The sequence below is a fragment of the Lachnospira rogosae (ex Hitch et al. 2025) genome, from assembly GCF_040096455.1.
In the GTDB taxonomy this organism is placed as follows: domain Bacteria; phylum Bacillota; class Clostridia; order Lachnospirales; family Lachnospiraceae; genus Lachnospira; species Lachnospira rogosae.
In genome coordinates this window covers 149842-162058 of record NZ_JBBMER010000007.1, presented here as the reverse complement: position 1 = coordinate 162058, position 12217 = coordinate 149842, and the positions used below count along the sequence as shown (strand labels likewise).

Here is a 12217-nt window from a genome sequence, read left to right as displayed (position 1 = left end):
TACCGTGTGGCATACGTTACAGGCTGTAAGAGTGAAATAATAAGGTGGAACCGTGCAAATGCACCCTTAGGTATATGGCAGAGTGTACCTTGTGGGTGCTTTTTATATGTCAGGTAAAAAGCACATTTAACAGGTAACTAAGTCCGGACTAATACGCAAAGGAGATTAATAATAATGGTTAATTTTAAAGAAGACGAACAGTTAAGCACATTAAACCATTCTTGTGCACATTTAATGGCACAGGCAATTAAGCATCTTTATCCACAGGCTAAATTCTGGGTTGGACCAGTTGTAGCAGAAGGTTTTTACTATGATGTGGATCTTGGAGATGATGTTATCAGAGATGAAGATATTCCTAAGATTGAAAAGGAAATGAAGAAGGTAGCTAAGTCAGGAAAGAAGATTATCCGCAAGGAAATCTCTAAAGAGGAAGCTATGGAAATGTTCAAGGATGATGAGTATAAGTTAGACCTTATATCTAATCTTGAAGATGGAACAATAACTTGCTACGAGCAGGGAGATTTTACAGATCTCTGTCGTGGACCACACGTTGATAATGTTAAGTTATGCCGTAATTTTAAGTTGCTCAGACATTCTGGTGCTTACTGGAAGGGCGACAGCAATAATAAGGTTCTCCAGAGAATATATGGTGTATGTTTCCCAACACCAGAAGAACTTGAAGCACACCTTCAGGAGCTTGAAGAAGCTAAGGAAAGAGATCACAGAAAAATCGGTAAGGATATGGAACTCTTTATGGTTGATGACCTTATCGGACGTGGTCTTCCAATGTTCTTACCAAAGGGTTATATAATATGGCAGGAACTTGAGAACTATATTAAAGATAAAGAAAGAAAGCTTGGATATCAGCACGTTATGACACCTTGTGTTGGTACAGTTAATCTTTATAAGACATCAGGACACTGGGATCATTATAAGGAAAATATGTTCCCGGCAATGGAAGTTGATGATGAAGCATTTGTATTAAGACCAATGAACTGCCCTCATCATATGATGATATATGCTAACAGACTTCACTCATATAAGGATCTTCCTATAAGAATTGGTGAGATAGCACATGATTTCAGATATGAGTCAAGTGGAACATTAAAGGGTATTGAAAGAGGAAGACATTTCTGCCAGAATGATGCCCACCTTTTTGTAACACCAGAGCAGATTAAAGATGAAATATCTAAGGTAGTTGACCTTATATTCTCAACATACAAGGATTTTGGAATTACAGATTATCGTTGTGTTCTTTCACTTAGAGATCCAGAAAATAAGACTAAGTACCACGATGATGATGAAATGTGGAATAAGGCTGAAAATGCTTTAAGAGATGTTATGAACAGTCTTGGTATTGAATATACAGAAGAAATCGGTGAAGCTGCATTCTACGGTCCTAAGCTTGATGTTAATGTTAAGCCGGCTGTTGGTAATGAAATCACATTATCTACATGCCAGTTAGACTTCTGTCTTCCAGCTAAGTTCAACCTTTCATATGTTGACAAGGATGGCGAGAAGAAGACACCAGTTGTACTTCACAGAGCTATACTTGGTTCTCTTGACAGATTTATGGCATATATACTTGAAGAAACAAAGGGTAACCTTCCAACATGGTTAGCACCAGTTCAGGTAAGAGTAATGCCAGTTAAGACAGATAATGATGAGATTATGAATTATGCACACGAAATCGTTGATGCTCTTGAAGCTAAAAATGTAAGAGTAGAACTTGATGACAGAGCAGAAAAGCTTGGTTATCGTATGCGTGAGGGACAGATCCAGAAAGTTCCATATCTTCTTGTTATTGGATTTAACGAGCAGGAGAACAAGACAGTATCATACAGACTTCACGGACAGCAGGATACAACAACACTTGGACTTGATGAGTTCGTAGAAAAGATTGATACAGAGATAAAGAATAAGGCAAGATAATGACAGAAATGCATAATGTGCATGCTAAGAGATTTACTAATGTGTAGATATTGGCTGTAGCTATAATACTTGGATCTTAGAAACATATAATAAATAATAGGTGAAAACCAGCAGTGGCTTTCGCTGGCATTGAAGGTTGGCTTATGAAGGGCTTGTTTTGGTGCTGGGGAGGTGCTGCTGGTTTTCTTATTTAATAGATATATAATATGTTGGTTATAGACTTTTGGCATTGTGCTTTATATAATTGTATTAAAATATTGATGTAACTTATATATTTGTACATAGGGATGGAGGAGAAAGAAAATGACTAAAACAGAACTTTTTCTTAAGCTTGCCGCTCCAGATAAGAATGGTGTAAGCAGATGGGTGTATGTGTCTGAATTTGTGGGTGAGTATGCAGATTTAACATTTGGAAATGGAGCTTCATGGGCAAGAAAAGAATCAACATTGGCAAAAAAATATAATGTTGAATTTTATAAGAAAGATACACCGGGGAATAGCATCGACAGAATAAGACTTAATGGATTTAATAATGGAGATTATTCACAGCACATTAATGCGTCTATAAAAAGAGAGATAAAATCAAGAAGATGTGTGGTGCTTGGAACGTCAAATCCAGAGGTTGATCATAAAAATGGAATGAAAAATGAAGCAAGGGTTATGAAAAATGAAGCTCAGAGATTATCAGATTTTCAGGCGTTGAGTAAAGCAGCTAATGATGCCAAAAGACAGTTCTGTAAAGAGTGTATGAGAACGGGTATAAGATACGATGCTAAACAACTTGGTTATCCAATGTCATACTATAAGGGAGGAGCGAAGCATAATAATGAGGAGAATGCATGTATAGGCTGTTATTGGTATGATCCTATAGAATTTAGGAGACATCTTCAGGAGAAAAAATAAAATACACAGAGTTATTAATGGGGTGATATTATGAATATTCATGTATTTGTTGTTAATCAGATAACATTTAAGCAGCATTTAGAGTATATGTTTGCAGGTACAGGGGCAAAAAATAGAATGAGCCTGTTTTTAGAAAAATCAGACATTAAATTTCAGCCAACTACAGAAAGAAATTTAGTTGGAATGATAGCAGATATTTCGCGGATAAGACCAGATGATAAGATTATTTTTTATTTACAGGCAACGGTTAATAATCCGGGGATGTTCTTTGGCATATTTAAAGCAAAATCAGCAGCTTTTTTTGATGAAAATGATAATAAGAATTATTTATCAGATGAATTGGGGAAGGGCTTATCATATCGAATTGAAATAGAGGCAGATACAGTTTATTCTTATGGTATAACCGAACATGAGTATCTTGATGATCTTACAGGAAAAGAAGCACCATATGAATTATGTTGGAGCTTGATTTATCGTAAGCTTAAAGGTAATAGGGGCTGTACTATGATTACGCCATATGAATTTGAAGATCTATTATGTAAAATTAAGAAAAAGAACCAGGATAATCAACTAAAAGGAGCTGGATTTACTTTTGATGAAGGAGAGGTAAGAATTATTACTGCCAAGGAAACAAAACAGTATACTGGCAGAAAAGGAAGTTTGGATATTAAACCGAGGTTATTATATAAAGCTGGTAAGAAAAATGCATTTGAAACACATTTGCAGGCTTATATTATGCAAAAATATGATGATGGCATACTAAAGAAGCTTCTCCTGCCATTAGGAAATGGAAGTGCCTGGGTGGGAAATGAAGTGGCTTGTGGTGTCGGGATGCAGAAGATTGATACTTTGATTATTGAGCAGAATGATGAAGAAATACATGTTAAAGTTGTAGAGCTTAAAGATGAAGAACCATATGAATATATATTGAGTCATCAGTTACGATGGTATTTGCAATGGGTATCTCAATATATAGTACCTAATTTGTTAAAATATAAAAAGCCTGTGGTTATTCACCCTTGTATATTAGCAAGAAAAACAGACAATATAGATATTATTGAAAAAATTAGAAGTGTAGATCTTATAAATTCTAGTATTCAAAATGTAAGTATTGCGGCAACTGAATACATAGCATTTGACATTGTAAATAATGATATAACATTTGAAAAAGTTGTATAGAAAAAATATATAATGAAAAGGTGAGGTGGTCAGAGTGATATGTACTTTCTTTACTGAACAAACCAGTAAGAACAGTACATATCAGTGATTATTTTACTTTTTTAAATATAAAAATATATTCGTGTTTAAATATATAGAAATCATTAGTGATAGCACGGTAACGCCATATGCCCTGTTGGTTAGATTTACCTTTTGTTTCACCAAAATTCTTAACAAGAATAGCCTTTAATAAAAATCCTCTTTCAAGGAATTGGTTCATACAATAAAATCCTAGAGGAATAACCTGGCTATTGGCATATTTGTCACCAATAACACATGCACAGTATCTGTTCTTTTCAAGATATTTAGTTGTATTATCTATAACCATTCCAAATGAATCAAGAAATTCATTAAGCGTGTGAGAATTTGAAAGGTCATTGATGTTATCAGAGAATTTGATAATATCCCAATAAGGAGGGTGCATAATAACAAATTGAAATGCGGGAATGTTAAATTGTTCCATTAGGCTGTTGATATTATAGCAACGACTGTCGCCGGTTATCACTTTGGTTATGCAGTTGTCATTATGTTCAATATTAATTAGTGTTTCGCTATTTCTTGCGATATCTGGCTGAAGTTCTATCCCAATCGAATTACGTCCCATGCGTTGGGCTTCTATAAGTGAAGTGCCTCCACCCATAAATGGATCAAGTATCCAGTCCCCCTTTTTGGTATATCTTGTAAACAACTGGTGGGGGATCTGTGGAACAAAGTTGCCATGATAGTCGGGTGAATGAACACCAGAGTTGTCACGTTTGTCTATTATCCATAGAGAATCAGTATTAATATCAGTATATTCTTTCCAATATTTTGGATCTAAATCGTTATATCGAGCCATTAAAATCTCCTATTGTTTAATTAAGCAATGTAAATATTCTGTTGTGGAGGAAGCAGCAATATTTCTGTTGGTTTCCTTGTCTGCTTTAAACCTTTTATATTCCTTGGTGTAAAAGGAATATTTGCCGTATTGAGACATTATATCTTTAATAGTGTCTAAAGACATAAGACCTTCGTTATTGTAACTTAAGAAAATGTATTTAAAATCGGAATGTCTTATTAAGTCATCAAATGCGTTACATACAGTACGTTTAGAACAAAAAAGGCTTTTCTGGTCACTAGAATCACGCAGTCCGGTCTTTCCGCTTAGTACAGGATTGTCATATCGTGCAATAGTTTCTAAAACGTGATAATTAGAACAATATTGTCTTGAATTGTATGGCGGGTCAAGATACAAAACATCGCCTTTAATGTCGCGTATTAATCGGTTGATGTCCTGATTGTATGCTTTACCAGCAGTTCCGTTAATAACAGGAAGCAATTCTAATTTAAAATCCTTTTGAGCTGATTTTTTAATCTTTTTAAGGAAAGCACCGTAAACAGATGCAGTGTTGGCGTATTTGTCTATTGAATTAATAAGACTGGCAAGATAATAATAATATGTATGCGAATCAATTTTATTATTATCCTTAAGGCACTCTAATTCTATTCTTATGGCATCACATTTTTTACCATTATAATTAGTGAAGTAATTGCGGCCAGAGCCAGATCCTTCACAGTAGTTATTATATATAAATCCTTCGACTGGTTCTAGATTATTAAAATATGACAAAAGCTCTGAATTTAATTCGGGAGTGTTCTCAATATAATGCTTGCTTAGAACATAGCTGTAATACTGAATATCATTGGAAATGACTGAGCACCCCTTAGCTTTATATGTCTGTCCTACGATTCCTGTTCCGGAAAATAAATCAGCAAAAATGTAATTATCGCCATTATGATATCCGGTTACATCTGCAATAGTTGTTTCTAAAAAGTCTAAAAGAGAATATTTAGAACCTATATAATTCATGACTTTGCTCCTTTGTTATTGTTGGAGTTATTATCTGGATTATCAGGTAAAAATACTAATATATCGTTAGGTGTGCAATTCAAAGCGTTACATATACTTTCGACTTTATCAAGCGCAATATATTGTCCAGTCTTAATCTTACTAATAATATTCGCAGATATATGAGCTTCACGCATTAACTGAGAGTGAGAAATCTCCCGTTCTATTAACATATGTTGTAGTTTTTTGTAACATACTGACATTAGAAATACTCCTTAAATTAATATTATACAGTATATCATAGAAGTATGAAAAACACAACTAATATATGAAAAAAAGTATGGAAATGTGAATAATGTTAAGCAATTTTAAATGGTGTTGTATGTGGAGATATGATAAAATGTTAAGAGTGATTAGTGAGGAATGATTTATGGAAAATGGTCGGCAGACTAAAAAAGCACGCAAATGCTTGAAAAATAAGGAAAAACCGAGATAAGATAGGAGTTAAAAATATATGATACGAGTACTTTTCATCTGCCACGGCAACATCTGCCGCAGCACTATGGCAGAAAGCATTATGACATATTTAGTTAAACAGGCAGGAGTTGAAGATCAATTTTACATCAACTCGGCGGCAACAAGCTGTGAAGAAATAGGCAATCCGCCACATAGCGGAACCGTGGCGAAGCTTAAAGCGGAGGGAATACCTGTAATTCCTCATAGAGCAGTGCAGATGACACTTAATGATTATGAGGAGTATGATTACCTGATTGGCATGGATACAGAGAATATCCGCAATATGCAGAGACTATCTGGTGGAGATCCTGACGAAAAGGTATACAAGCTTATGACATTTGCAGGTTCAGGTTCGGATGTGGCAGACCCTTGGTATACAGGAGATTTTGAGGCGACATATAAAGATGTAAGAAAAGGCTGTGAAGGATTGCTAAAAGTTCTTATGAATCTTTAATTAAATAGTATATTTTCCCCACCCCTGCATAAACTGTACAAACAGATATGCAGGGGTTTTTATTTGAAAACTTATATTGAAGAAAGGGTTATAGATATAGCTGATTATATAATCGACAATAATGCAACAGTGCGCAAGGCGGCTAAGCAGTTTGGGGTGAGCAAAAGCACAGCACATAAAGATGTTACGACAAGACTTTTGGAGATAGACCCACAGCTTGCAGCGAAGGTCAGGAAAATACTGGATATTAATAAGCAGGAACGCCACATAAGGGGTGGACTTGCAACCAAAGAAAAATATTCACATATGACAAGATAAAATAATTTTTATATTTTACATTTTATATTTCGCACTTTATATTGTATATTTTGCACTTTGTATTTTACAATTTGCACTTTGTACGTTATACATAAAAAGAAAATTGAATAAATCAGACATAACTACCAATAATATAACTGGAATTATAAATGTGACAGACACACATTTTATTAGTAAATATTAGTTGTTGTATTAATGGAGGTTGTAGAATGAATTATAATTCGTCTGACTTTGCAGGTGGTGTACCAATGAATGAGCCGGATGCAGTAAGGTGTTGTGCACCAGCGGCAAGTGCTTATAGTGATGGAATTCCGGCAGGATATCTTGATAATCCGTGTATTCCAGCAGGAAGCCATAACAGGTCACATAAGGTTATGGAACATAGAAAGCTTGAGATAAGAAAGGTTATAGGCAGGGAAATTCTTGACTCAAGGGGCAATCCGACAGTTGAGGCACAGGTTATGCTAAAAGACGGAACAGTTGGAATGGGAAAGTCACCAAGCGGTGCGTCAACAGGTGCGTTTGAGGCGGTAGAACTCAGGGATATGAATCTTAAACGATATGGTGGTAAAGGTACGCTTAAAGCAGTTAATCACATAAATGTCGAGCTTAATAACAGCGTTCTTGCGATGGATTCGTCAGAAACATATTCAGTTGATAAAGCGATGATTGACGAAGACAAAACGCATGATAAGGCACGGCTTGGAGCTAATTCGATACTTGCAGTTTCAATTGCGGCAGCAAGAGCTGCAGCACAGTCGCTGCATATGCCGCTGTATCGTTTCCTTGGAGGAGTGGCTGGTACTACATTGCCGGTTCCACTTATGAATATAATTAATGGTGGAAGACATGCCGTTGGAAGCGATTTTCAGGAGTATATGATAGTTCCAGCAGGAGCACCTTGTTTCAGGGAAGCTTTAAGAATGGGAACAGAAGTGTTTCATTCATTAAGGGACATACTTTCACAGAGGGGATATGTTACAACTGTTGGTGACGAGGGCGGATTTGCACCTGCCATAACAAAGGCAGATGAAGTGTTTGCTGTGTTGCAGGAAGCAGTTATGGCAGCAGGATATGAACCGGGTAAGGATGTGTATTTTGCTATGGATGCTGCGGCATCAGAACTTTACAATACAGAGAGCGGATTATATGAATTTGCAAGAGAATACGCAGCTCTTGGAAACTCAGCCGATGGCGGAATAAAAAGGAGTACTGAAGAATTAATTAATTATTATGAAATGCTGGTTAATAAATTTCCAATTATTTCAATTGAAGACCCTCTTAATGAGGAAGATTGGAGTGGCTGGAAAAGCATTACAGAAAGACTTGGGGAAAAAGTACAGATTGTGGGAGATGATTTATTCGTAACTAATACAGTAAGATTAAAGAAAGGAATTGAGATGGGTTGTGCGAATTCAATTCTTATAAAGCCTAACCAGATTGGAACATTATCAGAGACATTAGAGGCAGTAAAAATGGCACATAGATACGGGTACACAGCAATTGCCAGCCATCGCTCAGGTGAAACAGATGATACAACAATAGCAGATCTGGCAGTTGCTCTTAATATGGGTCAGATAAAGACAGGTGCACCATCAAGAGCCGAGCGTATCGCCAAATACAACCGACTCCTACAAATAGAAGACGAACTAGGCGAGTCCGCCACATACGCCGGCATAGAAGCTTTTGGAAAATAGTCAAACAAGACATAAAGAGATTAAATAAAAAACTGTATACAATATTAGCATATTGTATACAGAAAATCCAAAGTATGGTTATGATGCGAACGTGCCCGGCGGTAATATAGCAGTCCTTGCTGCGTCTGTTGTCAATCCACAAATTAGCAAAACTGTAATTGAGTTATTTCTCAATCCTTTAATTGGTTAAATCTGTAATTCGGCAATATCTTCATACTTAGATGAGACATTTTCGGAACGCTTCTATAACAGTGCCGTAATATTCAAATCCTTCTTCTTAGAAAGATCAATATATTCCCCATCAACCTGCACAACTGGCTTGTGAAGTGCACTGTCATTAATAAGTATGACCTTTCCTACACGTCCGTCAGACAGACGTACATCAGTGTGAATGTAAGATGAAGCTACATTTTTAAGGAAAGGTATTGCAAATACAGGGTCAAACTTGGTAAATGCGTCTTCATACATAAGGCGTACTACCTCAAATGGACATATAGGAGCTCTGTATATACGGCTTGAAGTCATTGCATCATATACATCAGCTATTGCAATAATCTTGGCTGTTTCAGGTATTTTATCGCTCTTGAGTCCGAAAGGATAACCAGTTCCGTCACATTTTTCGTGATGGAGAAGAATAGCTTCCTTAACAGACATAGGCATAAACTTGTTCTTAACCTGCTCGTAACCTAAGTTGACGTGCTTTTTCATGATTTCGTATTCGTTATCAGTAAGATTTCCGGGCTTGTTAAGAATCTTCTCAGGTATAAGGAGCTTACCAATATCGTGCATAAGTCCAGCGAGTGTAAGCACCTTAATCTTCTCCTGATTGTAGCCAATCCATTTGCCAATGACAGAAGCGATTAAAGCGACATTCATAGAGTGGACATATGTAAGGTCATCAACGTCACGCATAGCGTGAAGCATATCAAATAACTGTAATGAGTTGTTAGACTCAGCAACGATGTCAATAGTATTTTTGACTAAAGATTTTGTGTTAACTTCATCATCAGATGAGATTAACTTCTTTAAGTCATCTTTGAAAGTGTCAATATGTTCATTGTAATGTTCTTCAAATGTCTTGAATTCTTCTGAATTACGGACAGTTTCGTAGTATTTGGTGTTCTCATCATCAGCGGCTTTGGCAGCTTCTTTAGCTCCGTCTACAGCAGAAATGCTGCTTATAGTACGATTATCTATGGCAGAATCAGCCTCAGTCTTATCATATACAGATATTTCAAGAATATGATGTCCTGAAATTCTTGAAATGAGGTCAAGATTAAGGACAGTTCCTTTTGTCAAAAGGATAGAACCATCATTAAGTATTACGTCACGGGAAAGTTCCATTCCTTCTTCTGCATCAAATATAAATATTGTAAGTTCGTTCATTAGTTAAATCCTCTTATATGGGTTGAATATTAGTAATCATATTACGATTAAATGATAAAAATATTATAAATTTAATATATAAAAAAGTCAATTAGACTTGACGTATTAGCATCAATTGTGTAGTATCTATATGCAGTTAATTAAATAATGATTATATCCCTTATTTAGAGCGGTGGAGATACATAGGATCTATGAAGCCCGGCAACCCCTTTTTAGGAAGGTGCCAACCTGAGCGAGAGAATTCGAACAATGAGAGGATTTCGAGATAAACAATCGGGGTCCCTTAGGGGGCTCCGGTTTTTGCTATTACATTTAAAAAGTCGGAAACACCAAGGATGATAAGTGATATTAATCACAGTGACTAAAGGATTAGATATTAAGAAGGAGAAAGACAAAGAATGGAAAAAAGATTATTTACATCAGAATCAGTAACTGAAGGACATCCTGACAAAATCTGCGACCAGATTTCAGATGCAGTGCTTGATGCACTTTATGCACAGGATCCATATTCAAGAGTAGCCTGCGAGACACTTACTAACACAGGTTTCGTTATGGTTATGGGTGAGATTACAACTAAGGCAAATGTTGATATTCCTCAGATTGTACGTGATACAGTTGTAGAGATTGGTTATGATAGTTCAGAAAAAGGCTTTGATGGTAATACTTGTGCTGTTATGGTTGCACTTGATAAGCAGTCAGCAGATATAGCTATGGGTGTTGATAAGGCACTTGAAGCTAAGGAAGGTGTAGATAAGGAAGATGATGACCTTGGTGCTGGAGATCAGGGTATGATGTTTGGTTATGCTACTAACGAGACAGAAGAATATATGCCATACTCAGCAGCACTTGCACAGAAGCTTTCCAAGCAGCTTACAAAGGTTCGCAAGGACGGTACATTAAGCTACTTAAGACCAGATGGAAAGACACAGGTAACTGTTGAATATGATGAGAACAACAAGCCAATCCGTCTTGATGCAATTGTTGTTTCGTCACAGCATGCACCGGATGTAACACAGGAACAGATTCACGAAGATATCAAGAAGTATGTTATCGATGCAATCGTTGACCAGGCTATGGTAGATGCAGATACTAAGATATTCATTAATCCAACAGGACGTTTCGTTATAGGTGGTCCAAATGGGGATTCAGGTCTTACAGGTAGAAAGATTATCGTAGATACTTACGGTGGAGCTGCAAGACACGGTGGTGGAGCTTTCTCTGGTAAGGACTGCACTAAGGTTGACCGTTCGGCAGCATACGCAGCCCGTTATGTAGCTAAGAACTTAGTTGCAGCAGGTATCGCCGACAGATGTGAAATCCAGCTTTCATATGCTATAGGTGTTGCACATCCAACATCTATATGTGTTGATACATTTGGCACAGGTAAGTTAAGCGATGAGAAGATTGTAGAAATCATAAGAGAGAACTTCGATTTAAGACCAAACGGAATTATCAAGATGCTTGACTTAAGAAGACCTATCTACAAGCAGACAGCAAGCTATGGCCACTTTGGACGTACAGATCTTAACCTTCCTTGGGAGCAGTTAGATAAGGCTGATGCACTTAAGAAGTATCTTTAATAAAGATATAATTGGATGGATTTAATTAGTTAAATTATAGGAATTAATATAATTATAATGGATATATGGCGGATACATTTTAGAATTAATAAAATGTATCCGCCATATTTTGATTTTTTGTAAGAATGCAAATGTAAATTTTCTGCTATGTAGGTTTTGTCAATAATGTGAGTTTTTGATTATTTCGGTGTTATATCAAGAATATGGAACACAAATCTAATGCTATTTTATGCTTTTAAAAAAATTTTTCTTTTTTTAGCGTTTAGGACTTTTAAAATTCTGTATTTATGTATATAATGTTGATTAGCTATGAAAAATGTTTTTGATAGCAGGTATATTAACAAGATATAATTGTTGGAAAAGTTAAAGTGTGATGCTGGTATAT

11 protein-coding genes and 1 riboswitch are annotated in these 12217 nt (G+C 36.1%); of the genes, 7 read left to right on the top strand and 4 right to left on the bottom strand.

Annotated features, from left to right (window positions below):
- The first annotated feature begins 174 nt into the window (after positions 1-174).
- The 3 genes from thrS (at position 175) to WMO14_RS10370 (ending at position 4014) form a co-directional block, all read left to right on the top strand.
- On the top strand, positions 175-1932 hold the full coding sequence (gene thrS / locus WMO14_RS10380; protein WP_022502393.1) for a threonine--tRNA ligase: 1758 nt from the start codon (positions 175-177) through the stop codon (positions 1930-1932).
- Positions 1933-2235: 303 nt separating this feature from the next.
- On the top strand, positions 2236-2835 hold the full coding sequence (locus WMO14_RS10375; protein WP_055176905.1) for an NlaIII/IceA1 family type II restriction endonuclease: 600 nt from the start codon (positions 2236-2238) through the stop codon (positions 2833-2835).
- A gap of 30 nt (positions 2836-2865) precedes the next feature.
- On the top strand, positions 2866-4014 hold the full coding sequence (locus WMO14_RS10370) for a hypothetical protein (RefSeq protein WP_349153791.1): 1149 nt from the start codon (positions 2866-2868) through the stop codon (positions 4012-4014).
- Between the two features lie 88 nt (positions 4015-4102).
- Here WMO14_RS10370 and WMO14_RS10365 read toward each other — a convergent pair whose 3' ends face one another.
- The 3 genes from WMO14_RS10365 to WMO14_RS10355 are packed head-to-tail and all read right to left on the bottom strand — an operon-like array spanning position 4103 to position 6114.
- Positions 4103-4891, bottom strand: a complete 789-nt coding sequence (locus tag WMO14_RS10365) for a TRM11 family SAM-dependent methyltransferase (RefSeq protein ID WP_055176912.1) — start codon at positions 4889-4891, stop codon at positions 4103-4105.
- A gap of 9 nt (positions 4892-4900) precedes the next feature.
- Positions 4901-5902: a DNA adenine methylase gene (locus WMO14_RS10360; protein WP_055176916.1), complete on the bottom strand. Its 1002-nt coding sequence runs from the start codon at positions 5900-5902 to the stop codon at positions 4901-4903.
- Positions 5899-6114 (bottom strand): helix-turn-helix domain-containing protein, encoded by a 216-nt coding sequence (locus tag WMO14_RS10355; protein ID WP_349153800.1) that lies wholly within the window; start codon positions 6112-6114, stop codon positions 5899-5901. The genes WMO14_RS10360 and WMO14_RS10355 overlap by 4 nt, the downstream gene beginning before the upstream one ends.
- Before the next feature lie 281 nt (positions 6115-6395).
- On the opposite strand from WMO14_RS10355, the gene WMO14_RS10350 reads away from it, so the two are divergent.
- The 3 genes from WMO14_RS10350 to eno all read left to right on the top strand — a co-directional run bounded on the left by WMO14_RS10350 (position 6396) and on the right by eno (position 8866).
- Complete coding sequence (locus WMO14_RS10350; protein ID WP_082421657.1) at positions 6396-6851, top strand: low molecular weight protein-tyrosine-phosphatase; 456 nt, start codon at positions 6396-6398, stop codon at positions 6849-6851.
- 63 nt (positions 6852-6914) lie between these two features.
- Entirely contained in the window at positions 6915-7169 is a 255-nt protein-coding gene (gene spoIIID, locus WMO14_RS10345; RefSeq protein ID WP_022502395.1) for a sporulation transcriptional regulator SpoIIID, read from the top strand.
- Between the two features lie 374 nt (positions 7170-7543).
- Positions 7544-8866 carry a phosphopyruvate hydratase gene (eno, locus tag WMO14_RS10340; protein WP_090140886.1) on the top strand — a complete coding sequence of 441 codons (1323 nt, stop codon included), beginning with the start codon at positions 7544-7546 and terminating at the stop codon, positions 8864-8866.
- Positions 8867-9109: 243 nt separating this feature from the next.
- Here the strand turns inward: eno and WMO14_RS10335 are convergent, their stop codons facing one another.
- Entirely contained in the window at positions 9110-10252 is a 1143-nt protein-coding gene (locus WMO14_RS10335; RefSeq protein WP_349153790.1) for an HD-GYP domain-containing protein, read from the bottom strand.
- A 157-nt stretch (positions 10253-10409) separates the two neighbouring features.
- Positions 10410-10508: riboswitch (SAM riboswitch) on the top strand.
- 142 nt (positions 10509-10650) lie between these two features.
- On the opposite strand from WMO14_RS10335, the gene metK reads away from it, so the two are divergent.
- On the top strand, positions 10651-11832 hold the full coding sequence (gene metK / locus WMO14_RS10330) for a methionine adenosyltransferase (RefSeq protein WP_349153789.1): 1182 nt from the start codon (positions 10651-10653) through the stop codon (positions 11830-11832).
- Positions 11833-12217: the final 385 nt, after the last annotated feature.